Here is a 24,613-nt window from a genome sequence, read left to right as displayed (position 1 = left end):
GCGCGGAACGTATCGGCGTGGGGTGCGTAACGCAGGTCCGGCGCCGGCCGACGGCATAGGTGAAACCTCGCCTATCTGGGCAAACGCGTCTCTATTTCCATTTGAAACCTGGAATAAACCGACACGTAACGAAGATCACATTCATCCGACCTATTTTCCGGTGGATAAGAGCCCCCTTCGGCCACTACCTTCGCGGCTATGGCTGCGCAAGGATTCCTGGAAGGAGCGACCTCCCCACCACAGATCTCTCCGGACCCGTCGGGTTACGCCGAACATCGGCGCACTCCCCTGCGTTTGCCTGTGATCACCGGTGCCATCAAGAAACTGGTCGCCGACCGCCCCGCCACCGCCGATACGATCGTCTCCGCACCCGCCCCGCTGCAGCCGATCGACCTCACCGACGAAGCCACAGTGGCCGAGGTGATGGATCTGGCCATCCGGATGGGCGAAGTGGTGCTGGCCTCCGGCTCCGCCGTCACCGATACCGAGACCACGGTGCGCTTCATCGTCGCCACCTACGGCCTGTCGGAGTGCGATGTCGAGGTCACCTACAACGCCATCCGTATCTCGGTGCATCGCGGCCGGCGGCTGCCGCCGGCCAGCTCCATGCGGGTGGTGCAGTACCGCTCGCTGGACTTCACCCGGCTCGCGGCAGTGGACCGGCTCACCCGCCGGATCCGTCGCGAGATCGTGCCGCCGCACGAGGCACGTGCGGCCCTGGACGCCATCACCTCGGCACCGCATCCCTACAAGCGGTGGACGGCAACCTTCGGCTGGTCACTGATGGCCGCGGCGATCTCACTGCTGCTCGGCGGCGGCGTTCTCGTCGTCGCACTGAGCTTCATCACCACCGCCTTGATCGACCGGACCAACCGCGCACTCAATCGGTACGGGCTGCCGTTCTTCTTCCAGCATCTGGTGGGCGGTGCCATTGCGGCCACACCGGCGGTGGCGCTCGCCGCCGTCGCCGAACCGCTGGGTATCTCGGTGAGTCCGACGCTGATCATCGCGGCCGGGATCACTGTGCTGCTCAGTGGGCTGAGCCTGGTGGGTTCGGTGCAGGACGCGATCACCGGGGCGCCGATCACCGCGGGCGCACGGATGCTCGAACTGCTGATGATGACGGGTGGAATCATCGCCGGTATCGCGCTCACTCTGCGGGTCGGCGAGGCGTTCGACGCGACGGTGCCCCTGGACATCGGCCCGAGCCATGCGCTGACCAATCTGCCGGTACAGGTCCTGGCCGGAGCCACCGCGGCACTGGCGTTCTGCCTCGCCTGCTACGCGGAGAAACGGGCACTGGCCGCGGCCGCCGGGGGCGGGGCCATGGGCACCATCTGCTACCTGCTGGTGATGGCGGCCGGATTCGGTCCGGTGTTCGCCGCAGGTGCGGCGGCCGTGGTGATCGGTATGGTCGGTGGTCTGCTCGCCCGGCGGGCACTGACGCCGCCGCTGGTCGTAGCGCTGGCCGGGATCACCCCGTTGCTGCCGGGCCTCAGCATCTACCGCGGCCTGTACGGCATGCTCAACGACGAGATCACCCGCGGCGCGGACCAACTACTGGCCGCGTTCGGTGTCGGCTGCGCGCTGGCCGGCGGGGTAACGCTCGGTGAATGGTTCGACCGGACCGTGCGCCGCCCGCCGATCCTGCGCAAGTTCGGCGCCCTGCGGCGCCCGGTGGTCACGCGCAAGCGGTTGCCTTCGGTGAACCTGGCCAAACGCCTGTACTCGGTGAACCTCGGCAAGCGGCGGGCCGCGCCGTTGGGTCGCACGCACGGCCCGGTGCTGGGCGCCGCGCCCGCCGCGGTGATGGCTTCACCGGATATGCCGGTGGGATTCCCGGTCGCGGGACAACTGCCGCGGGCACCCATCCCGGTCGCCGCGCAGACCCCGCGGCCCACCACACCACGGGCTCCGCGGCCCACCGCACCGTATCCGGCGGTGCCGTCCGGGCGCGGCCGGTCCACGGTATCCGGTGTGGATCACCACGTCTGGACCCGCGATCTGGATCCGGCGCCGTTGAGTTCGGCCGTATCGGCGCAGTCGCCGGCCTCGGCCGCCGATACCGCGGGAACGGCCGCGGCGCCGGAGATGCGTGAGATGCCGGTACTACCCGCGGATCTGCTGTCGCTGCCCACCGCCGCACTGGGCATGGCCGAGGATATGCTGCCCACCGCGGCGATACCGTTCACCGCGCCCGAGCCGGTCGGCGTCGGCGCCGCCCCCGAGCCGGTGGGCGTGGGGGCCGGCGAATCCGGCCCGGTGCCGACCGAGCCGCTACCGGCGTCCCGGCGTTCCGACGCCGGCTGACGGACATCCCCACAGGTGATGCGCGCCCGGTATCGTCGGGTTGCCGGCTGTCGGCGGCGTGGTGATATGCCACGCCGCCGCCGGCCGCGTGATGGTGCGGCGATCGGCCGCCGTGTTCGCAGGAAGGGTTCGTTGTATGCCGGAGACCACCGAGACCGCCGACCCGGCCGCCCCCTTTTCCACGCGCATCCGGGAGGCCACCGCGCGCGAACACGAGGAAGCGGAGAATTCCACCTTCATCACCGAGATGCTCGCCGGAGTACTCGGCATCGAGTCCTACCGCCGCTACACCGCGCAGCTCTGGTTCATCTACCGGGCGCTGGAGGAGCACACCGCCGCCCTCGCCGACGACCCGGTGGCGGGCCCGTTCATCAAACCGGAACTCGCGCGTACGGCGGAGCTGGAACGCGATCTGGCGCATCTGGCCGGGCCCGGCTGGCGCGAACAGCTGGACCCGCTCCCCGCGACCGCCGCCTACGCCGCGCGGATCGAGGAATGCGCCCGCACCTGGCCGGGTGGCTATATCGCGCACCACTACACGCGGTATCTGGGCGATCTGTCCGGCGGGCAGGTGATCCGCGGGCATGCCGAAAAGCTCTGGGATCTGCCGCATCGCGGGGATGGCGTGCGCTTCTACGTTTTCGACGGCATCGGTAATCCGGCGGCGTTCAAACGGGAATACCGCGCCCTGCTCGACCGTATCGGCGCCGACGAGCTCGAACAGCGCCGCATTCTGGACGAGGGGAAACAGGCCTTCGTCTTGAATCGGGCGGTGTTCACCGAACTGGCGGGCGAATTCGCGGCCCGGCGTCCCGGCTGAACCCCGGTCGGCCATCCCGCGGGTCTGATAAGTTTCCCGCCGGTAACTACCGTGAGCGAAGGGTGAACCGTGTCCGAAACCTCCCCCGGTGACCGGGTATCCGGCGAATATCCGGTGATCGTCGTCGGCGCCGGACTGGCCGGGCTCGTCGCCACCTACGAACTGACCCGGGCCGGGCATCGTGTGCTCGTCGTCGACCAGGAGAACCGCAACAACCTGGGCGGGCAGGCCTTCTGGTCGCTCGGCGGGCTGTTCTTCGTCGACAGCCCCGAACAGCGACGGCTCGGAATCCACGACTCCTACGAACTCGCGCTGCAGGACTGGCTGGGTTCGGCCGGGTTCGACCGGGACGACGAGGACCACTGGGCCCGGCAGTGGGCGCAGGCCTACGTGCAGTTCGCGGCCACCGAGAAACGCGACTACCTCTACGACCTCGGGCTGCGGGTCACGCCGCTGGTGGGCTGGGCCGAACGCGGTGGAGCCCTCGCCGACGGCCACGGCAATTCGGTGCCGCGATTCCATATCTCCTGGGGCACGGGCCCCGGGGTGCTCGAAGTCTTCCTGAACCCCGTCCTGGAAGCGGAACGCAACGGTTTGGTGCGGTTCGCGTTCCGGCACCGAGTCGACGACCTGCTGGTCGACGACGGTGCGGTCACCGGAATCCGCGGCAGTGTGCTGGAACCCACGGAGCTGCCCCGTGGCGTCGCCACCTCGCGCACGGTGGTGGACGATTTCGAATTCCGGGCCGGCGCGGTCGTCGTCACCACCGGCGGTATCGGTCACAATCACGACCTCATCCGGCGCAACTGGCCGGCCGACCGGCTGGGCCCCGCGCCCCGCACCATGATCTCCGGGGTGCCCGCACATGTGGACGGCCGGATGCTCGGTATCGCCGAATCCGCCGGCGCCGCCCTGGTGAACCGGGACCGCATGTGGCATTACACCGAGGGCATCAACAACTGGGATCCGATCTGGCCCGACCATGCGATCCGGATCATTCCCGGTCCGTCGTCGCTGTGGTTCGACGCGAACGGTAAACGGCTGCCGGCACCGTGTTTCCCCGGTTTCGATACCAACACCACGATGAAGGCCATTCTGTCGACCGGTCACGACTATTCGTGGTTCGTGCTGACCCAGGCGATCATCGAGAAGGAGTTCGCGCTCTCGGGATCGGAGCAGAACCCCGATATCACCAGCAAAGACCGGCTCACCACCGTACGCAGCAGGTTCACCAAGGGCGCCCCGGCTCCCGTCGAGGCATTCAAGGAACACGGCGCCGATTTCGTGGTCGCCGATACCCTCCGCGAACTGGTGGACGGTATGAACGCAATCGCCCGCGGCCCGCAGCTCGACTGTGCGGATATGGAACGCCAGATCGTCGCACGCGACCGGGAGATCACCAACAAGTTCACCAAGGACGCCCAGGTGAGCGCGATCCACAACGCGCGCAGCTACTTCGGCGACAAGACCGCTCGCGTCGCGAAACCGCACCGGATCCTCGACCCGGCGGCGGGCCCACTCATCGCGGTCCGGCTCAATGTTCTCACCCGCAAAACCCTCGGCGGCCTGCAAACCGATCTGGACTCCCGGGTGATGCGCTCCGACGGCACGCCCTTCCCCGGGCTGTACGCCGCGGGTGAGGTCGCCGGATTCGGCGGCGGTGGCCTGCACGGCTATAACGCGCTGGAAGGGACGTTCCTGGGCGGATGCATCTTCTCCGGCCGCGCCGCGGGCCGTGCGCTCGCGCGGTCCCTGACAAAATCCTGACCAGGCTGTCACCTCGGACGATTACGGCCCGGGGCCTCGTCATATCGTCGAGCTGCCGTCAATTCCGCGTAGGCCTCATCGAAGAGCTCCCAGCCGTCGAGCGGACCGGCTGAGCGTACTTCGGCCGGCCATCCGCGCCGAACGGCCACGTCGAGGAGCGCCCGGACCGCGCCGGGCTCGTGGTTACCGGGCCTCATTCGCGGGAGAGCAGCCGGCCCGCTTCGGCCGCCAGCGCACCCAGTTGCCGCGCCTGGCGGCCGGTGTCGACGACGGGTCGGCCTGCGCCTATCCGGGTGGCCAGTGACAGCGCGGCCACCGCGACGCCGCGACGCCGGACGGGTACTGCCACGCAGCCGATTCCGGTGACCGCTTCCTCGTTGTCCACCGCGACCCCCTGGCGGCTGCGGATCCGGGCCAGTTCCCGGTGCAGTTCCAGCCGGTCACCGATCGTGCGGGCAGTGAGCCGGGGAAGCTGTTCGCGCAGCGATGTTTCCACGACACCGGGATCCAGGCCGGCCAGCAGCGCTTTACCGAGCGCGGTGCTGTGTGCCGGCAGCCGGCCGCCGACCCGGGTGGGGACCGTGGCGCTGTTGCGGCCACCGGTTTTGTCCAGGTACACCACGTCGCGACCGTCCAGGACACCGAGATGTCCCACCGAGGCGGTCCGCTGGCACAGTTCGTGCAGTAGCGGGCCGATCACTGCGCGCAGTTCGTTGTGCCCGGCGGCCAGCCCGCCCAGTTCCAGGGTGCGCAGGCCCAGGCGGTAGCCGCCGGGCGAATGCGCGAGCCAGCGCAACCGGATCATCTGGTCCAGGATGCGGTGCACCGTGGACCGGGGCAGACCGGTGCGCTCCACCAGGTCCTGCAGGGTGAGCACCGGTGTGGCGGGCGCGAACGCGTCCAGGATCGATGTCATCCGCTCGATCATCGATACCGGTGGAGCCGGCCGGACCGGCTGTTGCCCGCCCTGCCACGACCCGCCCGGTTCCGGGTCGGCCAGTACCTCGACCGTCAAGACTTACCTCCATCGTGCAGCCCGGCCAGCTTATGCGTAGCGAACCGGACGCTATCGACGATGCCCCGTTCCGGCGGTGTGCAAACCCTCACAGCACATTATCCCGGCATGAAAGGCGCATCGAACACGCTGCACAGCCACCGGCCGTCGACGAGTTCCATCACGGTGGACACCGAGAGTTCCCGTGATGTCTCGGCGGCACCGGGTTCGGCGTTGAGGGTGGTGAGCTGCACTTCGACCTCGGCACGGGTGTCGCCGGCGCTCATCGTCGCCGTGCAGGTGGCCTCCTGGACCCGGGACCGCTCGGGGTCGGCGGAGATGAGGACCCGGGCCATCGGCAGGACGGTTTCAGCCTGGCTCTTCCATTGTCCGGTGGCACCGGCCTGCACTTGCTGTTCCCAGCCCGCCGGGTCCGCGTAGTCGTATGTGCCGACCAATGTCGTGTACGCGCAGGCGGCCTGTTCGGCGGCGGCTGTCGCATTCGCGGGCGGTGCCGGTGGACCATCGGAGCCGGCGGTGCCGGTGCGCGATATCCCGGTGAGCCAGGCGGCCGTGCCGAATACCGCCAGGGCGAGGGCAGCGGCGAGCGCTGTCAGTACCCGCCGGCGGCCGCGCGGCGACCGGCCCGGTGGAGGCGGCGCGGACGGTGCGACCGGCGGCACGGGCAAGGTGGCCGGCATGGTGACCGCGGGTTCGGTGAGCGCCCGGCGAGCGGCCAGAGCCAGTTCACCGCAGCTCGGGAAACGCTCGTAGGGGTTCTTCGCCATGGCCTTGGCGATCACCCCGTCGAAACTGCGGGGCACCCGCGGATCGGCCTCCGACGGCCGCGGTACCGGGGCATTGAGGTGGGCGTTGATCAACGCGCCGGTGGTGGTGGCCGGATACGGTAACCGGCCGGTCAGCAGGTAGTACAGCGTGCAGCCCAGCGAGTACACATCGGCGCGGCGGTCGATATCGGGGCGCATCTCGAAGTATTCGGGCGCGGCGTAGTGGAAACTCGCGTACAGCTCGCCGGTGCGGGTGAGCCCGTCGGAACGGTCGAGTGCCTTGGCGATACCGAAATCGGAGAGGTACACCCGCTGGTGCTCGCCCCAGGCCAGCAGGATGTTCGCGGGTTTCACATCGCGGTGCAGGACCCCGGCGGTATGCGCGTGGTCGAGGGCGCGCGCGGTTTCCTCGGTGATCCGTACCGCGTGGTCGGGGCGGACGGGACCGTCATGCAGGACCGCCGCGACATCGGTGCCCTCGATGTACTGCATCGCCATCCAGAGGCGATTCTGTTCTTCCCCGCGGGCATATACGGCGACGATATTCGGGTGGGCGAACCGCGCCACGGTATCGGCCTCGCGCAGGAACCGGGCCCGGACCTCCCGCTCGTCCCCGGCCATCGGGTTCAGCAATTTCAGGGCGACCGGACGCGGCAGGTCACGGTCGCGGGCCAGATAGACCTGGCCCATCCCGCCCGTTCCCAGAAGCCGTTCGATGCGGTAACCGGCGAATACCGTGCCCGGTTCGAGTGCGCCGGTCACAGACCCGGCCAGCCGTAGGACTGCCGTCCCGGGGCCGGCCCGGCCCGGCCCGCCGCAGGTTCCGCGGGCACCGCCGTCTCCCGGGCCGGCTGCCGGTGTTCGCGCCGGAAGGTCTCCATATCCATCCACCGGATCTGCTGGACCAGTTCCTCGAGCTGATCGGCGGGCAGGAAACCGGCCTTCGAGTAGACCAGCATCCCCTCGCGGAACGCCATGATCCACGGGTAGCGGTCGACCTGCCCCGCCGCTGCCAGCGCGGGTTCGGCCTCGGCCTCGACCGTGGCGTGCACGATATCGCGATGCGTTTCGGCGGAGGCCTCGTAGACCGGTGCGAACCGGGTGCACCAACCACACCAGGTCGCCCAGAAATCCACCAGCACAATATGGTTGGTGGCCACGACCGTCTGGAAGTTCTGCTGGGTCAGTGGCGTCGTCGGCATCTGTCGTCCTCCCGGCGGCCCGAGCCGACCGCCCCGCGTGCGTATCACCTCGTCCGGAAATCCTCCCACGGACGGGCAGCGACCGCCCGGCGAAAAAGGGACTGCCGGACAGCCGTTGCCGGGCAGCCTACGCGGCCCGAGCAGCGCGGGGACGGCCGGTGCGCGGGCGCGCGAAAGTGCCCCGCCCGGCCGCGGCCCCGGACCCGAACGATAACGTGTTCTCATGAGCGAAGACGAGGCCGGGAACGCACTCCCCAGCGCGGAGCATCACGAAGGCGGATTCCGGCCGATGTCGGAGCTGATGAATCAGGTCCGATCGGTGGATACCAGCCGCGGCGGACCGCACTACGGCGATTTCGTCGAACAGGTCCGGACGCTCATGGACCGGGCGCGGCTGGCGGTACCGCCCGACGATCTGGTGCAGGAAGCGGCCGGCATCCTGGAGAAACTCAACGACCGGCTCGGCGCCCACGTCCACGAGGAATGGGACGCGCCCGGCTGGACCCGGTTCGATCTGCCGTCCCGGGGCAATGTGACCCTGCCGCCCTACCGGGTGGATCGCGCGAAACCGGACGGCGTGCAGGCCCGGATCACCTACCGCACCTTCCACCTGGGCGGAAACGCGGCGGCGCACGGCGGATACGTCTCGCTGGGCTTCGACGATCTGATGGGTCTGGCCGGTTCGCTGTATTCCGGGTCGGTCACCCGGACGGCCTCGCTCACCGTCGATTACCGGGCGATCACACCGCTGAACAAGGAACTGCAGCTGCGTGCCTGGGGCGAACGCCGGGAGGGCCGCAAGGTGTGGATCAAGGCCACCCTGCACGACGGTGACCTGCTCTGCGCCGAAGCCCACGGCCTGTTCATCGTGCTGAAACCCGGCCAGCCCTGAAACTCGAGCGTGAACAGGGCAGCCGCCACACCTTCTCGGCCGGACCCCGGAGACGCTCTCGGCAAGTGGCCTGAGACGAGTACACGCCATCGGGAGGAGGTCCGCCGAAGTGAACGCCGACCTACCCGCCGACCTGTACGACGTCGCTGCCGACACGGCCGTCCGCACCGGGGCGACGACCGGGCAGTGAGTGCCGGTACGGCTCACACTGCCCGGGCGCTCGGTTACTTACGGCTACCGCCCGGGTAGTGCTCGGCGAGGTACGGGGCGAACGCTTCGTCGACCCGGTCGGCCGTGAGACCGAAATCGGCCAGTGAGTACTTGTGGGCGGGTCGTGCCGCGCCCGAGGTGGATTCGCTGTGCAGGCCGGCCATCTCCGAGCGTGCTGCTTCGGTGAATTCGATCCCGAAGTGGTCGTAGACCCGCTCGACGGTGGCGATCGGATCGGTGACGAAATCCTCGTAGTACACATCGCAGAATTGCGCCGCGGGATACTTCGCGCGATCGGCGAGGAAGGTCCGTGCGCCGCGGGACCACAGCTCCAGCTGCGCCTCCCCTACCACCGGCCCGCGGAACTTCTCCGACCAGCCGTCGGTGGCCTGTTCGTTCAGACTGCATACCGAGGCCACAATGGTGCGTGGCTGCCGATGCATCTGGATGATCAGTGCGTCGGGGTAGACGGCGAGCAGGGCGTCGAGCGCGAACAGGTGGCTCGGGTTCTTCAGCACCCACCGGCGATCCGGATCGTTGAGCCCGATCAGCTGCAGGTTGCGGCGGTGGCGTTCGTAGGCGGATGTCCAGTCCTGGTCGCGTAGCCATTCGGAGTAGCGCGGCAGGTAGGCCAGGCATTCGTAGGAGATCGACATCGCCGACTGCCGCAGCAGCTGCCAGCATTCCTCCACCTGGTCGGCCGAGATATGGTGCACGCCCATGAACTCCGGATGCTCCACATGATGTTTCTCGTAGGCCGCCTGGAGCCGCTGGAACACCGGGTTCTGTTCCCACGTCTCCCGCGGAGGTCGCGGCTGCGGCATCTCCGTCAGCCACATCTCCAGGCCCTGATGGCCGGGGTCGGCGGTGAGCAGCCGGTGCACAGCGGTCGTGCCCGAGCGCGGTAGCCCGGTGACGAAGATCGGGCGGTCGACGGGTACCTCGGCATGCTGCGGATACTGTTTCCAGCCGGCTTCGCTCAACGCCCGGGCGATGAGCGCGCCGCGCAGGAATGCCCGGTTGACCTTGTTGCCGAACGGGGTGAGTTCGGCGTCGCGTTCGAACGATTCCAGCAGCACCGACAGTCCGGTGCGGTAATCGTCGGCGCCGAAATCGTCCAGGCCGATCACCTTGGTGGCGGAGGCGTGCAGATCGTCGATCGTGCCGACGTCTTCCCTGCCGATCATTTCTGTTTTCTCCTCAGTGGTGGAATTCGCCGCAGTTCACATCGAGACAGGTCCCGGTGATCGCCCGGGACATCTCGGAGGCGAAGAAGATGACGGCATCGGCGATTTCGTCGGGTTCGGGCAGCCTGCGCAGATCGATATCGGCGGCCGTCTCGGTGTAGACCTCCTCGGCCGTGACCCCGCGTTCCTTCGCCAGATAGCCGAAATACCATTTCAGCGTGTCGGCCCAGATCCAGCCCGGCGCCACCGAATTCACCCGGATACCCCGGGGTCCCAGTTCGGTGGCCAGGCTCTGCGCCAGCGCCAGCAGCGTGGTCTTGGCCATCTTGTACGGACCGTAGGGTTGCCGGGAATGGCGCAGGACGGCCGAGTTGATCATCACCACCGACCCGTTGCGTTCGGCGAGCGCCGGTGCGAACAGGCGGGTCAGGCGTAGCGCGGCGAAGACGTTGGTTTCGAAACTGGCGCGCAGATCGTCGATCGCCACATCGGCGAGGTCGGCCATCGGCGGCATGGCGAACGCATTGTTCACCAGGGCGTCGACCCGCCCGAACTCCTCCTGGGTGGCGTGCACGAGTTCCTGCGCCGCCGCGTCGTCGGTGATATCGGTGGGCACCACCAGTGCGCGACCGCCCAGTTCCTCGATTTCGGCCGCGACTTTGCGTAACCGTTTCTCGGTACGCGAGGCGAGTACGACCTTCGCGCCGGCCTTCGCACTCTGCACCGCGATGGCCTGGCCGAGCCCGGGGCCGATCCCCGAAACGACCACCACTTTGTCCCGCAACAGCATCAGCCCAGCATCCTTTCCGCCACCGCGGCCTGCCGGCCGGCGATACGCGCCATCCAGTCCTGCGGGGTGATCCGGGATTCCTGGTAGTAGGGCAGCCGGTCCGGCAGTTCGTCGAAGGACACCAGTTCCACCGTCGGACCGTCCTCGGGCTTCAGTTCCCGGGACAGGCGCTGCCAGCGGAACTGCACGTAGGCACGTTCGTGGCCGGTGCGTTCGATCCAGTTGACCAGGCCGGGGTCGCGTTCGCTGATCACCAGGCGGATCATGCCGTCCGGGTCCGTCTTCGCCTGGTCGGCGTTGAGGCTGGTCTGGTGGTTGATGTAGTCCAGCGACAGGTACCACATACTGCCGAGCTGGAAGCCCTGGTAGGGGGCATCGGATTTCGGCACGGTCAGGATCATGACCTGATCGCCGGTGAGTTCGTAGTGTCCGACCGAGGAGAACTGCGTGGACAGCCCGCCGGGGGTGCGCCGCGGTTCGGTCATGGTGTTGACCGGCAGGTTCAGATAGAACCACTCCGGGAAGGCCAGGAAGGTCTTCAGCCGGGAGACCAGCATCTTGCCGGCGACTTCGTACCGTTTGGCCATCAGATCGGTGGTGACCGCCGGTGGGGCCGTGCCCGCGGTGTCGACCCGGCGGATCCGGACGGTACCGGCCTTCTCGTTCGCCCAGTCGCCGTAGACCTCACGTACCGCGAGCATGGTCGAATCGGCGGCGAGCTGGATATGGTTGCGGCCGCCCGTGCCGGGTCCCAGTGTCAGTTCGTAGGTACCGTCGGCCGCGATATCGATGGAGCGGTCGTCGAAGGCAGTTTCCCCACCGGGTACCTCCGACGGCGAGTAGTTGCCGTTGAGCACCTGGAAGCTCAGGTCGCGGGTGGTGCCGCGGGTTCCGGTGACCACGTATTCCGCGTCGGAACGCAGATTGGCGTGCCAATAGAGGGTGTCCGGGTTGTCCAGACCCATCTTCGTGTAGGGACCGGTGGAGGTCACGAAGAACGGGTAGTCCCGTTCGAAGGCCCACGACATCTGGATGGCGGCGCGGATACTGGCGCCCAGGTAGTCGTAGCCCTCAGCCAGATCCTGTTCGGTGCGGATATGGGGGGCGCCCTTGATGATTTCCTCGGCGGCGGCGATCGCGTCCGCGAACGGCTGAGTGAGCACGATACTCCCGGTGTTCCATATATGTACCACCCTGGTACATTCTGATATCGAAAAGATTAGAACCTGTTCTAGGAGTGGTCAATGGCAACGGGCTCGGCGGAGGTGCGCGAGGTGGGTCGGCGGTCCGCGCCCACCCAACGTGTGATCCAGGTGATCGACTACCTCACCGCACGGCGGGGCCGGCGGGCCGGACTGTCGGAAATAGCGCGCGACCTGGACCTGGCCAAACCCACCTGCCTGGGCATCCTCACCGAACTCACCGCCGCCGGTTACCTCACCCGTGACCCACGCACCCGCGACTACGGCCCGGGCCCCGCGCTCATCGCCGCGGGCCGGGTCGCCCAGGACAGTTTCGCCATCGCCGGCCTGGCCCACCCGGAGCTGGAACGCCTCAGTGCCGAATACGGCACCACCTGCACCGCTTCGGCCGTGGTCGGCGAACGGATCAGCGTCCTGGACAGTGCGGGACCGGCCATGGTGCGGGTCGGGGCGACCTATCGTTTCGCACCACCGGTCGGCCTGATGTACGTGCTGTGGGATACCGATGCCGCCTTCGACGCCTGGCTGGCAACCCCGCCGACGGTCCCCCTGAACCAGGACGAGACCCGGCTGCGCCGCCTCGTCGAGGAATGCCAGGAGCGCGGCTACCTGGTGGAGAGCATGACCGGCGCGGGCCGGCAGTTGTATTCCATGCTGGCCGGGGTCGGTGGTCACGAAATGCCCGATGAGCTGCGCACCGCCGTCGCGGAACTGGTGACCACACTCGGCGAGCGGGTGTACCTGGGTGCCGATCTGCGGCCGCGTAAGGAGCATCCGGTGAGCCTGCTGGCCGCGCCGACCTTCGACACCGACGGCCGCCAGCAACTGGTGCTCACCATGTACGTGGGTACCTCGATCACCGGCGCCGAGATCGCCCGCCGCGGCAGCGCGCTGGTCGCCGCGGCCGATGCGGTCACCGCGGCGGCGGGCGGGCACCGGCCGCCACACCATTGACCGATCATAGAAACGTGTTCTAGTTTTTAAGCGTGAGCCAGCACACGAAGTCGGCGGCGGGCACCTACGAGCTCTCGCATCAGGCCGCACTCGAGGCCGAATCGGTCCACATCCTGCGGGAGGTGGCCGCAACATTCGAACGACCGGTTCTCCTGTTCTCCGGCGGCAAGGATTCGGTGGTGATGCTGCACCTGGCCACCAAAGCGTTCTGGCCGGCGCCGGTACCGTTCCCGATCCTGCATATCGATACCGGGCACAACTTCGACGAGGTGATCACCTACCGCGACCAGGCCGTCGCGAAGTACGGGTTACGCCTGCTCGTGGGCCGGGTCCAGGACGATATCGACGCCGGGCGGGTCACCGAGGACACCAGCCCCCGAGGCAGCCGCAACCGGCTGCAGACCACGACGCTGTTGCGCAGTGTGCGCGAAGGCCGGTTCGACGCCGTATTCGGCGGCGCCCGCCGCGACGAAGAGAAGGCCCGCGCGAAAGAACGGGTGTTCAGTTTCCGCGACGAGTACGGCCAATGGGATCCGCGCCGGCAGCGCCCGGAACTGTGGAATCTGTACAACGGCAAACACCGTCCGGGCGAACATATCCGGGTCTTCCCGCTGTCCAACTGGACCGAGCTCGATATCTGGAGCTATATCGCGGCCGAAGGTATCGACCTGCCGCCGCTGTACTACGCCCACCGCCGGCCGGTGGTCCAGCGCGACGGGATGCTGCTGGCCCACACCCGGTTCCTGACCCTGCTCGACGGTGAGGAACCGCAGGAGGCACTGGTCCGGTTCCGCACCGTGGGTGATGCCACCTGCACCGGCTGCGTGGAATCCACTGCGGCCACACCGGCCGAGGTGGTTGCCGAGGTGGCGGCCGCCCGGGTCACCGAACGCGGCGCCACCCGCGCCGACGACCGGATCTCCGAGGCCGGTATGGAAGACCGTAAACGAGAGGGTTACTTCTGATGGGCTCCCTGCTGCGCCTGGCCACAGCGGGCAGTGTCGACGACGGGAAATCGACCCTCATCGGCCGGCTGCTGTTCGATTCCAAAACCCTGTTCACCGATCAGCTCGACGCGGTGGAACGCACCAGCCGCGATCGCGGCGAGGACCTTCCGAACCTGGCATTGCTCACCGACGGGTTACGCGCGGAACGGGAACAGGGCATCACCATCGATGTCGCACACCGCTATTTCGCCACCCCGCGCCGTAAATTCATCATCGCCGACACCCCGGGGCATGTGCAGTACACCCGCAACATGGTGACCGGCGCTTCGACCGCCGATCTGGCGCTGATCCTGGTGGATGCCCGCCACGGCGTGGTGGAACAGACCCGCCGGCATGCCTTCCTGGCCTCACTGCTCGGTGTACCGCATCTCGTGCTGTGTGTGAACAAGATGGACCTGGTGGACTGGTCGGCCCAGCGGTTCACCGAGATCCGGGAGGAATTCGCGGGTTTCGCGTCCCGGCTCAATATCGCCGATCTGACCTTCATCCCGATGTCGGCGCTGCACGGCGACAATATCGTGCACCGCAGCGCCACCATGGACTGGTACGAGGGCACGCCGCTACTGCACCACCTCGAAGAGGTGCATATCGCCTCCGACCGCAACCTCATCGACGCCCGATTGCCGGTGCAGTATGTGATTCGCAGCCACACACCGGATTTCCGCGGGTATGCGGGAACGATCGCCAGCGGCGTCTGGTCGCCCGGTGACGAGATCACCGTTCTGCCGTCGGGGCTCTCCACCACGGTGACCGGAATCTGGGGCCCGGGCGGCGCCCCGCTCACCGAGGCGTTCCCGCCGCAGGCGGTGACCGTCGCGCTGGCCGATCAGCTCGATATCGGCCGCGGGGATATGCTGTGTCGCCCGGCCAACCGGCCGCAGACCAGCCGCGATCTGGACACGATGGTCTGCTGGTTCAGCGACGAGGCCGAACTGCGGCCCGGCGCCTCGTACACGGTGCGGCACACCACCCGCAGCGTCGCGGCGGAGATCCGTTCCCTGGACTACCGGCTCGATGTGAACACGCTGCACCGCGACGAGAACGCGAATGCCTTGGCGCTCAATCAGATCGGTCGCGTCCAGTTGCGCACCCGGCAGGCGCTGCAGTTCGACCCGTATCGCCGTAACCGCACCACCGGCAGCTTCCTGCTGATCGACGACACCACCGGCGATACCGTCGGCGCCGGTATGATCACCGGGCCCAGCCTGCCCGCCTCCCGGGTGGTGTGGCATTCGAGCGCGGTCGGCCGCGCCGAACGTCCGACGCGTGGTCGCACGGTCTGGCTCACCGGACTGTCCGGTTCCGGGAAATCGTCGGTGGCGGTGGAACTCGAACGCCGCTTGGTGGCGGCGGGGCGGCCGGCGTTCCTGCTCGACGGCGACAATCTGCGGCACGGTCTCAACTCCGATCTGGGATTCTCGGCCGCGGACCGGACGGAGAACATCCGCCGTGTGGGTGAGGTCGCGCGGCTGTTCGCCGAGTCGGGGACGGTCGCCATCGTCTCGCTCATCAGTCCCTACCGAGCCGACCGTGAACGGGCCCGGGCGGTGCACGACGCCGCCGGTATCCCGTTCCTGGAGGTCTTCGTGGACACCCCGCTAGATATCTGCGAGGCCCGCGATCCCAAAGGCTTGTACGCCAAGGCCAGGACCGGGGAAATCCGCGGGTTCACCGGTATCGACGATCCCTACGAACCGCCCGCGACCCCGGCACTGGTGCTCCGGCCGGAGGACGGTGACCCCGCCGCGATGGCCACCGCGATCCTCGCATTGCTGGCCAGGGACGACGACGCCTGAGAGACACAGCCGGCCCAGCACAGAAACCCACGGCACCACGCCGGTCGCGGGGTGACGGTGATACTGGATTCGGGCGAGCGTACGGCCCGGTTCGGAACCACGACCTCCGGCCATATTTGATACTCTGGCCGCAACTTGTACCGAAAGGGTGGTTATGCGGTCTACTCTGCTGTCCCGGCGTGACCTGGAGTTCCTGCTCTACGAATGGCTCGATGTCGAGAGCCTCACCCGGCGGGCCCGGTATGCCGAGCATTCGCGGGAGACCTTCGATGCCGTCCTCGACCTGAGCGAGCAGCTGGCCACGAAATATTTCGCCACCCACAACAAGCTGAACGACACCCGCGAACCCACCTTCGACGGTGACAAGGTCACCCTCATCCCCGAGGTCGAGCAGGCGCTGGCCGCGTTCGCCGAGGCCGGGATGGTCGGCGCGACCATGGACGCCGAACTCGGTGGTGCGCAGCTTCCCGCCGCGGTCGCGCAGGCAGGTTTCGCCTGGTTCCACGCCGCCAACCCGGGTACCAGCGCCTATCCCCTGCTCACCATCGGCAACGCCAACCTGCTCGCCGCCCACGCCGACCCAGGCCTGGTACGGCGGTTCGTACTACCGATGATCGACGGCCGGTTCTTCGGCACGATGTGCTTGTCGGAACCGCAGGCCGGATCCTCGCTCGCCGATATCGTCACTCGTGCCGAGCCTCGTGACGACGGCGTTTACCGGTTGTTCGGCACCAAGATGTGGATCTCGGGCGGCGATCACGAACTCGGCGACAATATCGTGCACCTGGTGCTGGCGAAGATCCCCGGCGGCCCGGCGGGCACCAAGGGAATCTCACTGTTCGTGGTACCGCGGTTCCTGGTGCACGAGGACGGCTCGCTCGGCGAGCGCAACGATGTGGCACTGGCCGGGCTGAACCACAAAATGGGATTCCGTGGCACCGTCAACACGGTCCTCAACTTCGGCGAGGGCCGCTGGACACCGCAGGGCGGGGCGGGTGCGATCGGCTATCTGGTCGGCGAACCGCACCAGGGCCTGAAATATATGTTCCACATGATGAACGAGGCGCGCAGTGGGGTCGGTCTTGTCGCGGCCGCTCTCGGCTACACCGGCTACCTCGAATCCCTCGAGTACGCCCGGGCCCGCCCCCAGGGCCGTACCAAGGGTGCCGCCGATCCGGCCGCCCCACAGCGCCCGATCATCGAACACGCCGATGTGAAACGGATGCTGCTGGCGCAGAAGAGTTACGCCGAGGGCGGGCTGGCCCTGGTGCTGTACTGCGCCCGGCTGATCGACGAACAGCACACGGCCGAATCCGACGAGGAACGCCGCGCCCGCACGCTGCTGCTGGATATCCTCACCCCGATCGCCAAGAGCTGGCCCTCGCAGTGGTGCCTGACCGCCAACGATCTCGCCATCCAGGTTCTCGGCGGGTACGGCTACACCCGCGAATACAACGTCGAACAGCACTACCGCGATAACCGCCTCAACCCCATCCACGAGGGCACACACGGCATCCAGGGCCTGGACCTGCTGGGCCGCAAGGTCACCCAGCAGGGCGGGGCGAGCCTGCGGGAACTCGACGGCCGCATCCGGGCCACCCTGGCGGCCGCACAGGAACTCGGCGGTGAGCCCGCCGAACTCGCCGGCCGGCTGGAGAAATCCTGGACCCGCCTGATCGCGGTCACCGGCAGTCTGTTCGCCACCGGGGATATCGAGGCCGCCCTGGCCAACAGCTCGGTCTATCTGGAAGCCTTCGGCCACCACGTGGTGGCGTGGATCTGGCTGGACCAGATGCTCGCGACCCACGGCCGCACCGGCGATTTCTACGACGGCAAACGGCACGCGGCCCGCTATTTCTTCCGCCACGAACTCCCCCGCACCGGACCTCAGCTGGATCTGCTGGCCGATCTGGACACCACCACTGTCGATATGGCCGAGAGCTGGTTCTGAGAAAACCGGGCGACAGGCGCCTCCGGGTGCCGATAGGTTCGGTGGGATGACCTGGATCGCACCCCATATCGACCGGATCGAGACCGAACCCACCGGCCCGGAACGACCGATGCTGCAATCCTGGCTGGACTTCCACCGGCAGACCCTGCTCGCCAAATGCTCCGGCCTCGGTACCGCGCAGCTGAAACAGTGCGCGGTACCGCCTTCGGCGCTGTCGTTGCACGGTTTGGTACGCCATATGTCCGAGGTGGAGCGCGGCTGGTTGCGGATCACCGCGGCCGGACAGCGGCTCGAGTACCTCTACTGCACCGAAACGGACCCGAACGGCGACTTCGACAATATCGGCACCGCCGATCCCGCCGCCGATTTCACCGTGTACCGGCGGGAGACAGAGCTGGCGGACGCAGCGGTGGCCGAACTCCCGCTCGACCACCGCTGCCGCCATCCCGCCGGCACCGAGTACAGCCTCCGCTGGGTGTATCTGCATCTCATCGAGGAATACGCCCGGCACAACGGTCACGCGGATCTACTGCGCGAGCAGATCGACGGCCGTACCGGAGAATGAGCGCCGGCGCCCCGGCTCAGTGCGTCCGGTCGCCACCACGAAGGACCGCACAGCCGGCTCAGCTGCGCTCGGTCGTCCCGGCTGCCCGGACCACCGCCGCCACAGCGGCCGCTGACGCGGAATCGGCTCGAGCACAGGACCATCCGATCCGGCCTGCCCGCCGATACTCCAGATAGGCGATCGTATGCCCGGCGACGGGATGCCCGGACAGGCTCAGCACCTCGATCGGCCGGCCCGCCTGCCCGAGTGCCGACACCACGGCGGATACCTGGTCTTTCTCCTCATGGGTGCTCCGGTGTGGCCGGCCGTCGACCACGAGCCCCACGGTGAGCACCGCAGACTCCGCCGGACCGGTCACGCGCAGATCCTTCAACTGCACCTCCGGTGGTTCGGGCGTATCCAGATAGGTCGCGTCGAACAGCGCACGCAGTTCGGCCGCACTGATTTCCGCCCCGGAACCGTCGGTGTGGCGCTGCACCTGCCGGGCGAAATCGATCTGCAACCGCCGGGGCAGGTCCAGACCGTGTTCGGCCTCGAGCAGATAGGCGATTCCCCCCTTTCCGGACTGCGAATTCACCCGGACCACAGCGTCGTAACCACGCCCGATATCGGCCGGGTCGATCGGCAGGTAAGGCACCCGCCATTCGATCTCGCGTTCGGGGCGGGCCGTGCGCGCGGCGCGTTCCCGATGCTCGGCGAAGCCCTTCTTGATGGCGTCCTGGTGGGTACCGGAGAAGGCCGTATGCACCAAATCACCGACATAGGGGTGCCGCGGGTGGACCGGCAGGCGGGTGCAGTATTCGACGGTGCGCCGGATCTCGTCGATATCGGAGAAATCGATCATCGGGTCCACCCCCTGGGCATGCAGATTCAGGGCGAGGGTGGCGATATCGACGTTGCCGGTGCGTTCGCCGTTGCCGAATACGCAGCCCTCCACCCGTTGCGCACCCGCCAGGACCGCGAGTTCGGCGCAGGCCACCCCGGTGCCGCGGTCGTTGTGCGGATGCACCGACAGGACCACGCTGTCGCGGCGGGCCAGGTTGCGGTGCATGTATTCGATCTGGTCGGCGTACACGTTGGGGGTCGCGATCTCCACCGTGGCCGGCAGATTCAGCGTGACCGGGCGCTGAGGGTTCGCCTGCCACAGGTCGGTGACGCTGTCACAAATATCCAGGACATAGCCGGGTTCGGTCTGGTTGAACACCTCCGGGGAGAACTGGAAGCGCACCCGTGGCAGGTCACCGGCGAGTTCGAGAACATCGCGGGCGCCGACCAGAATCAGTTCGCGCACCTCGCGAGAATCCTTTCCCAGCACGGTATCCCGCCACACCGGGGCGGTCGCGGTGTACAGGTGGATCACGACCTCGTTGGCCAGCCCGCGTACCGATTCGACCGTGCGTGCGATCAGATCCCGCCGGGCCGGGGTGAACACCACCACGGTGACGTCCGGCGGCGCGATACCGGTATCGGCCAGTAGCCGCACGAAATCGAAATCGTCCTGCGAGGCAGACGGATAGCCGACCTCGATCTCCTTGTACCCCATGGCGACCAGGAGCGTGAAGAACCGGCGTTTGCGGTCGGGATCCATCGGTTCGGCCAAGGCCTGGTTACCGTCGCGCAGATCCACCGGCACCCACAGCGGAGCCTGCCGGATGCGGGCACTCGGCCAGTGCCGCTCCTGTTCCGGAATCTGCACACGATCGTGGATATCGCGGTACCGGTGCGACGGCATCTGTGAGCGACGCTGCCGGAACCAGTCCGGCGCGGTCTCGGGGATCGCACCGGCGGGGGTATCGATGGCGGGGTATGTCTGCGTGGTCATGGGGATCTCCCCGACCCTTTCTGTTCGTTCGGCCGCACGGAAACGGTGATCGGCCGACGACAAGACCCCACGGCGGGGTGGCCGATCGTTCAGGCCCCGCCGTGGCGGCCGAGGAGAAGCTGCTGCGACATATGGCAGACTGTACACAACTCCTCAGACAAGTAGCGAGGTTCGGATGGTTACCCAGGTGCGACGCCACCCCTTGGCCGAGCAAGCAGCCGATCTACTGCTCGCGCGTATCCGCGCCGGCGAATGGCCGCTCGGACACAAACTTCCCGGCGAGACGACGCTCGCCGCTCAGCTCGGCGTGGGCCGTTCGACACTGCGCGAGGCCGTACGTGCCCTCGCCGGCAAGGGCGTCCTCGCCAGCCGGCAGGGCGCGGGCGTCTTCGTGACGGCACTGGATATCCCCGAGGACTGGGATACCGTGCTGCGCCGGGCCACCATCGCCGCGGTTCTCGAAGCCCGGATCGCCATCGAGGCCGAGGCCGCCGCATTGGCCGCCGAGCGGCGCACTCCGGCCGATCTACGGGCCATCCGGCGGACACTGTCGGTCCGGGCCACCCAGAGCCGGACGATCACCGACCTCGTCGATGCCGATACGGCGTTCCACCGCGCCGTGATCGTCGCCGCCCACAACGACATCCTGACCCAGCTCTTCGATACCTTTCTCCCCCGTTCCCGCGCCGCGATGATCGATATGCTGCAACTGCGCCCGATGCCCGCCCCGGACGAGGATCACGCCGCACACGAACGGCTGGCCGAGGCGATCGCCGCCCGCGACCCCAAGGCAGCAGCCACATACAGCCGCGCGCATCTCCACACCATCAAGGAAGCCTTTGCGTAAGCGCGCCCCCGGCCGCCATCGTGGTGATCGCCGATCGGTCGAACCCGCCGGCTCCGGCGTCGAGCAACGCCGGGCGGCCACGCCTGGCAGCGGAGGCTCCACCCCGTTCCGCACCCGGCCGCACAGCATGAGCGAGGCGCCCCGGAGCCACCGGCCATGCCTCACCCAGAGCCCCTCCCCGGACCCGAAGGAAGAACAGTGCGCACAACCGTTCTGGAGCTGACCGACGTCACCTTCCGGCGCGACGGTAATCCGATCATCGACGGTATTTCGCTGACCGTCCGCGCGGGTGAACACTGGGCCCTGCTCGGCCCGAACGGGGCGGGTAAGAGCACCCTGCTCGGTTTCTGTGGCGCGCTCACCCATCCCACCGGCGGCACGGTGCGCATCCTCGGGGAGCAACTCGGACGGGTGGAACTGCAGAAACTGCGACGCTCCATCGGGCATGTGAATCCGCGCCACCCGCTGCGGTCGCCGCTGACAGTGCGGGAGGTCGTGCTCACCGGACTCACCGGCACGGTCGACATCCCGATGCGCTGGACAGCGGGCCGGGCCGATATCGATGCTGCGACCGATGCGCTCGAGGCGGTCGGCATGGCCGCCAAGGCCGAACGGACCTGGCCCACACTCTCCCAGGGCGAGCGGGGCCGTACCCTGATCGCCCGCGCGCTGATCACCGCACCACGACTGCTACTGCTCGACGAGCCGACGACCGGCCTCGATGTGGCAGCGCGCGAACAACTGCTGCATACCGTCGACACCCTGGACCGGACATTGCCCGGCCTCGCGTCCGTCCTGGTGACCCACCATCTGGAGGAACTTCCGACGAGCACCTCTCATGCGTTGCTGATCGCCGCGGGGCGTACGGTCGCCGCGGGGGTGGCGGACGAAACCATCACCACGGCAAATATTTCCGCCGCATTCGACCATCCCGTCCTCGTCGACCGCCGGGGCGGCCGCTGGTCCGCCCGATCCCCGCTGACCCTGCCGGTGGCCTGAGGCCTACACTCGGAGCCCGGTGCCCGCCGGAATCCCCCTTTAGATACACGAGACATTATGTGTATCGTAATTGGGGTGACCACAGCCAGCCGCACCTCCCGACCGCCCGGCCGCCCCGCCTCGGCCACCCGCGAAGAAGTCGTCGCCCTCGCCCGGCAGGCCTTCCTGGCGGGCGAACGCGTCGATGTCCAGGCGATCGCCGCCCAGCTCAAATTGAGCCGCGCCTCGATCTACCGCTGGTTCGGCTCCCGCGACGGTGTCCTGGGCGCGGTCCTGTCCGGGGAGTTCGAATCACTCATCGAACGTGCGGACGCCCGGCGCAAGGATACGGCCGCCCGCCGCATCCTGACGGTGCTCGACCGGGTCAACCGCTGGATGGCCGGTAACGAACCGTTCCGGCGTTATTTCGAGAACGAACCCCTGGCCGGGCTCCGCATCCTGACCTCCAGCGACGGCCCGGTCCAGCCGCGCGTCCTGACCGCGGTGGAAAAACTCATCACCCGCGCCGAGGAACAGGACGGATACGCACCGCAGCTGGAACGCCCCCTGCTCGCCTACTCCCTGGTGCGGCTGGGCGAGGCATTCCTGTACCACGACAACGTGACCGGTCTGCGCGGCGACGTCGACCGGCTGCACCAGGTGCAGGCCGCGCTGCTGGGTATCGATCTGCCGCAGGAATAGGCCGGGCAGTCGTGAATGCCGACAACGTACGCGCGGACGCCGCGGGGATCGTACTCGCCGCCGGCGCCGGACGCCGGTTCGGCGGGCCGAAGGCGGAGGTGCGGTTCGCCGGGGAGCGGCTGGTGGACCGCGCAGTCGGGTTGCTACGTGACGGCGGTTGCGCGCGGGTGGTGGTGGTATCAGGTGCGGTGGCGTTGCAGGTCGAGGGTGCCACGGTGGTGCACAACCACGACTGGGCCACCGGCATGAGCTCGTCGCTGACGGCTGGGTTGCGTGCGGTCCACGAAAGTGCGGCGGTGGTGGTGCCGGTCGATACGCCCTGGCTGGGGTCCGGTGCCGTGCGCAGGCTTCTCGACAGCGGTGCACGCCTCGCTGTAGCGACCTACGGCGAACGCACCGGGCACCCAGTACTCCTGGGGTCCGAATATTTCCCGGCGATCACGGCCACCGCAGTCGGCGATATCGGCGCACGCACTTTCTTGGCTGCCAATCGGGAACTGGTTCAATACGTTCCGTGCGACGACACCGGCTCACCCGATGATGTCGACACTCCCCAGGACCTGATCCGCTGATCCCCGGACCACTCCGCCGCGACGGACACGTGAATCGGCCGGGTAGTGGCCGACAGCGACCGCGCCGAACCACCGTGCCGGTGCGCGACGATCTCCGCACCGATGGCGACTGCCGTCTCCTCGGGCGTACGGCCACCCAATTCGAGTCCGATCGGGGAATGCAACCGGGCGAGTCCGGCCGTGGTGACGCCGGCCTCGCGCAGCCGGGCCCGGCGTTCGGTATCGGCCCGGCGCGACCCCATCGCGCCCACATACGCAACCGGGAGCCGGAGCGCTTCGACCAGTACCGGGATATCGAACTTCGGGTCGTGGGTGAGCACGCACAGCACGGTCCGCGAATCCACCTCGGTGGTGCGCAGATAGCGGTCCGGCCATTCGGTGACCACGTCGTCGACGTCCGGGTACCCGGCACGGTCGGCGAAAACCGGCCGGGCCTCGCAGAGGGTGATGTGATATCCCAGCAGCCGCCCCACCCGGGCGAGCGCGCCGGCGAACACATTCGCGCCGAAGACGATCAACCGTGGCGGTGCGGCGAAGGATTCGACGAATACCTCCCGGGCCGCGGGCCCGCATCCGATCGTCCGTATTCCACAGGAGCCCTGGAGCACCATGGCGCGGGCGAGGTCCACCGTCGAATCCGGCGGGTCGCCCGCTGATCCGATCGCCGAATCCGGCGTGACGGCTACCGTCTCGCCGGTCACGAGATCGCGGACCAGCGCCGCGGAACCGGGTGCGTGCCACGCCGCGTCCAGCACCGGCCGCTCGGCCGCGGTGACCCGCTGGACGTAAACCTCGAGTTCACCGCCGCAGGTGAGGCCCACGGCGAACGCGTCGGAATCGCTGTAACCGAAGCTCTGCCGGGCAGGTACTCCCGAGGCCAGCACCGCGATACACAGGTCGTAGACGGCGCCCTCGACACATCCTCCGGACAGGCTGCCGCGGACCGATCCGGCGGCGTCCACCGCCATACTCGCCCCGAGCGGTAGCGGTGCGCTTCCACGGATATCCACCACTGTCGCCAGGGCGTACTCGACCCCCTCGGCATGCCACCCGGCAAGCTGTGCGGCCAATTCGCGCATACGCCACCTCCTCACCGCAGCGGTAGCCGGAAACCTCGGACCACATGCGAGAATACCACTTTCCTAAATCGACATTGCAATTCTTGCAATCGACATATTCTATATTGACACTGCAGAGAGGCCGATGCTAAACAAGTGCTCAGCACCGGTGTGCCGAACCCCGCAACACCGGCCCGCC

Annotated in this window: 21 protein-coding genes; 13 read left to right on the top strand and 8 right to left on the bottom strand. The window is 67.9% G+C overall.

Annotated elements, in window-relative coordinates:
* The first annotated feature begins 198 nt into the window (after window positions 1–198).
* The 3 genes from ON22_RS10840 to ON22_RS10830 all read left to right on the top strand — a co-directional run bounded on the left by ON22_RS10840 (window position 199) and on the right by ON22_RS10830 (window position 4,897).
* The gene (locus tag ON22_RS10840) at window positions 199–2,310 is read left to right on the top strand and encodes a threonine/serine exporter family protein (RefSeq protein ID WP_081595484.1); all 2,112 of its coding nucleotides are present in this window, start codon (window positions 199–201) and stop codon (window positions 2,308–2,310) included.
* A 136-nt stretch (window positions 2,311–2,446) separates the two neighbouring features.
* Window positions 2,447–3,130 carry a biliverdin-producing heme oxygenase gene (locus ON22_RS10835; protein WP_033242045.1) on the top strand — a complete coding sequence of 228 codons (684 nt, stop codon included), beginning with the start codon at window positions 2,447–2,449 and terminating at the stop codon, window positions 3,128–3,130.
* Window positions 3,131–3,199: 69 nt separating this feature from the next.
* Window positions 3,200–4,897, top strand: coding sequence for an FAD-binding dehydrogenase (locus tag ON22_RS10830; protein WP_081595483.1), 1,698 nt, complete (start codon window positions 3,200–3,202; stop codon window positions 4,895–4,897).
* Window positions 4,898–5,090: 193 nt separating this feature from the next.
* Here the strand turns inward: ON22_RS10830 and ON22_RS10825 are convergent, their stop codons facing one another.
* The 3 genes from ON22_RS10825 to ON22_RS10815 form a co-directional block, all read right to left on the bottom strand.
* On the bottom strand, window positions 5,091–5,912 hold the full coding sequence (locus ON22_RS10825) for an IclR family transcriptional regulator (RefSeq protein ID WP_033242044.1): 822 nt from the start codon (window positions 5,910–5,912) through the stop codon (window positions 5,091–5,093).
* A 98-nt stretch (window positions 5,913–6,010) separates the two neighbouring features.
* The gene (locus ON22_RS10820) at window positions 6,011–7,441 is read right to left on the bottom strand and encodes a serine/threonine-protein kinase (protein WP_051157418.1); all 1,431 of its coding nucleotides are present in this window, start codon (window positions 7,439–7,441) and stop codon (window positions 6,011–6,013) included.
* On the bottom strand, window positions 7,438–7,881 hold the full coding sequence (locus ON22_RS10815) for a thioredoxin family protein (RefSeq protein ID WP_033242043.1): 444 nt from the start codon (window positions 7,879–7,881) through the stop codon (window positions 7,438–7,440). Before ON22_RS10815 ends, ON22_RS10820 begins: the two co-directional genes overlap by 4 nt.
* 223 nt (window positions 7,882–8,104) lie before the next feature.
* Here ON22_RS10815 and ON22_RS10810 point away from each other — a divergent pair, with 223 nt between their 5' ends.
* Window positions 8,105–8,773, top strand: a complete 669-nt coding sequence (locus tag ON22_RS10810; RefSeq protein ID WP_033242042.1) for a PaaI family thioesterase — start codon at window positions 8,105–8,107, stop codon at window positions 8,771–8,773.
* A gap of 224 nt (window positions 8,774–8,997) precedes the next feature.
* On the opposite strand, the gene ON22_RS10805 is transcribed toward ON22_RS10810, so the two are convergent.
* From ON22_RS10805 to ON22_RS10795, 3 genes are read right to left on the bottom strand one after another with little or no spacing between them, the layout of a single operon-like run.
* The gene (locus tag ON22_RS10805; protein WP_033242041.1) at window positions 8,998–10,170 is read right to left on the bottom strand and encodes a sulfotransferase family protein; all 1,173 of its coding nucleotides are present in this window, start codon (window positions 10,168–10,170) and stop codon (window positions 8,998–9,000) included.
* A gap of 13 nt (window positions 10,171–10,183) precedes the next feature.
* Window positions 10,184–10,960 (bottom strand): SDR family oxidoreductase, encoded by a 777-nt coding sequence (locus ON22_RS10800; protein WP_033242040.1) that lies wholly within the window; start codon window positions 10,958–10,960, stop codon window positions 10,184–10,186.
* Window positions 10,960–12,123 (bottom strand): hypothetical protein, encoded by a 1,164-nt coding sequence (locus ON22_RS10795; RefSeq protein WP_033242484.1) that lies wholly within the window; start codon window positions 12,121–12,123, stop codon window positions 10,960–10,962. Before ON22_RS10795 ends, ON22_RS10800 begins: the two co-directional genes overlap by 1 nt.
* A gap of 81 nt (window positions 12,124–12,204) precedes the next feature.
* Here ON22_RS10795 and ON22_RS10790 point away from each other — a divergent pair, with 81 nt between their 5' ends.
* From ON22_RS10790 to ON22_RS10770, 5 genes are all read left to right on the top strand, one after another.
* Complete coding sequence (locus ON22_RS10790) at window positions 12,205–13,116, top strand: helix-turn-helix domain-containing protein (RefSeq protein ID WP_081595482.1); 912 nt, start codon at window positions 12,205–12,207, stop codon at window positions 13,114–13,116.
* 32 nt (window positions 13,117–13,148) lie between these two features.
* The gene (gene cysD, locus ON22_RS10785; protein ID WP_033242039.1) at window positions 13,149–14,081 is read left to right on the top strand and encodes a sulfate adenylyltransferase subunit CysD; all 933 of its coding nucleotides are present in this window, start codon (window positions 13,149–13,151) and stop codon (window positions 14,079–14,081) included.
* Window positions 14,081–15,919 (top strand): adenylyl-sulfate kinase, encoded by a 1,839-nt coding sequence (gene cysC / locus ON22_RS10780; protein ID WP_033242038.1) that lies wholly within the window; start codon window positions 14,081–14,083, stop codon window positions 15,917–15,919. The genes cysD and cysC overlap by 1 nt, the downstream gene beginning before the upstream one ends.
* 154 nt (window positions 15,920–16,073) lie before the next feature.
* A complete protein-coding gene (locus ON22_RS10775; RefSeq protein WP_033242037.1) occupies window positions 16,074–17,870 on the top strand; it encodes an acyl-CoA dehydrogenase in 1,797 nt (598 codons plus the stop codon).
* Between the two features lie 46 nt (window positions 17,871–17,916).
* Window positions 17,917–18,435, top strand: coding sequence for a DinB family protein (locus ON22_RS10770; protein ID WP_033242036.1), 519 nt, complete (start codon window positions 17,917–17,919; stop codon window positions 18,433–18,435).
* A gap of 58 nt (window positions 18,436–18,493) precedes the next feature.
* Here the strand turns inward: ON22_RS10770 and ON22_RS10765 are convergent, their stop codons facing one another.
* Window positions 18,494–20,167: a 2-isopropylmalate synthase gene (locus ON22_RS10765; RefSeq protein WP_197039628.1), complete on the bottom strand. Its 1,674-nt coding sequence runs from the start codon at window positions 20,165–20,167 to the stop codon at window positions 18,494–18,496.
* 265 nt (window positions 20,168–20,432) lie between these two features.
* Here ON22_RS10765 and ON22_RS10760 point away from each other — a divergent pair, with 265 nt between their 5' ends.
* From ON22_RS10760 to ON22_RS10745, 4 genes are all read left to right on the top strand, one after another.
* Window positions 20,433–21,104, top strand: a complete 672-nt coding sequence (locus ON22_RS10760) for a FadR/GntR family transcriptional regulator (RefSeq protein WP_033242034.1) — start codon at window positions 20,433–20,435, stop codon at window positions 21,102–21,104.
* A 198-nt stretch (window positions 21,105–21,302) separates the two neighbouring features.
* Entirely contained in the window at window positions 21,303–22,103 is an 801-nt protein-coding gene (locus ON22_RS10755) for an ABC transporter ATP-binding protein (protein WP_033242033.1), read from the top strand.
* Window positions 22,104–22,178: 75 nt separating this feature from the next.
* Window positions 22,179–22,784, top strand: coding sequence for a QsdR family transcriptional regulator (locus ON22_RS10750; protein WP_231508046.1), 606 nt, complete (start codon window positions 22,179–22,181; stop codon window positions 22,782–22,784).
* 11 nt (window positions 22,785–22,795) lie between these two features.
* Window positions 22,796–23,356 carry a nucleotidyltransferase family protein gene (locus ON22_RS10745; RefSeq protein WP_033242031.1) on the top strand — a complete coding sequence of 187 codons (561 nt, stop codon included), beginning with the start codon at window positions 22,796–22,798 and terminating at the stop codon, window positions 23,354–23,356.
* On the opposite strand, the gene ON22_RS10740 is transcribed toward ON22_RS10745, so the two are convergent.
* Window positions 23,287–24,435: an XdhC family protein gene (locus ON22_RS10740; protein WP_063820569.1), complete on the bottom strand. Its 1,149-nt coding sequence runs from the start codon at window positions 24,433–24,435 to the stop codon at window positions 23,287–23,289. The genes ON22_RS10745 and ON22_RS10740 overlap by 70 nt on opposite strands.
* Window positions 24,436–24,613 lie beyond the last annotated feature (178 nt).

Source organism: Nocardia carnea NBRC 14403, assembly GCF_000308515.1.
Lineage (GTDB): Bacteria > Actinomycetota > Actinomycetes > Mycobacteriales > Mycobacteriaceae > Nocardia > Nocardia carnea.
Note: the sequence above shows the minus strand (reverse complement) of the source record. Positions and strands in the feature narration are given on the sequence as shown.

Bases quoted from the DNA above. Each gene is read 5' to 3' on its own strand.
- ON22_RS10840 (WP_081595484.1), top strand. From the start codon at position 199: ATGGCTGCGCAAGGATTCCTGGAAGGAGCGACCTCCCCACCACAGATC.
- ON22_RS10835 (WP_033242045.1), top strand. From the start codon at position 2,447: ATGCCGGAGACCACCGAGACCGCCGACCCGGCCGCCCCCTTTTCCACG.
- ON22_RS10815 (WP_033242043.1), bottom strand. From the start codon at position 7,881: ATGCCGACGACGCCACTGACCCAGCAGAACTTCCAGACGGTCGTGGCC.
- ON22_RS10810 (WP_033242042.1), top strand. From the start codon at position 8,105: ATGAGCGAAGACGAGGCCGGGAACGCACTCCCCAGCGCGGAGCATCAC.
- ON22_RS10805 (WP_033242041.1), bottom strand. From the start codon at position 10,170: ATGATCGGCAGGGAAGACGTCGGCACGATCGACGATCTGCACGCCTCC.
- ON22_RS10800 (WP_033242040.1), bottom strand. From the start codon at position 10,960: ATGCTGTTGCGGGACAAAGTGGTGGTCGTTTCGGGGATCGGCCCCGGG.
- ON22_RS10790 (WP_081595482.1), top strand. From the start codon at position 12,205: ATGGCAACGGGCTCGGCGGAGGTGCGCGAGGTGGGTCGGCGGTCCGCG.
- cysC (WP_033242038.1), top strand. From the start codon at position 14,081: ATGGGCTCCCTGCTGCGCCTGGCCACAGCGGGCAGTGTCGACGACGGG.
- ON22_RS10775 (WP_033242037.1), top strand. From the start codon at position 16,074: ATGCGGTCTACTCTGCTGTCCCGGCGTGACCTGGAGTTCCTGCTCTAC.
- ON22_RS10770 (WP_033242036.1), top strand. From the start codon at position 17,917: ATGACCTGGATCGCACCCCATATCGACCGGATCGAGACCGAACCCACC.
- ON22_RS10765 (WP_197039628.1), bottom strand. From the start codon at position 20,167: ATGCCGTCGCACCGGTACCGCGATATCCACGATCGTGTGCAGATTCCG.
- ON22_RS10760 (WP_033242034.1), top strand. From the start codon at position 20,433: ATGGTTACCCAGGTGCGACGCCACCCCTTGGCCGAGCAAGCAGCCGAT.
- ON22_RS10740 (WP_063820569.1), bottom strand. From the start codon at position 24,435: ATGCGCGAATTGGCCGCACAGCTTGCCGGGTGGCATGCCGAGGGGGTC.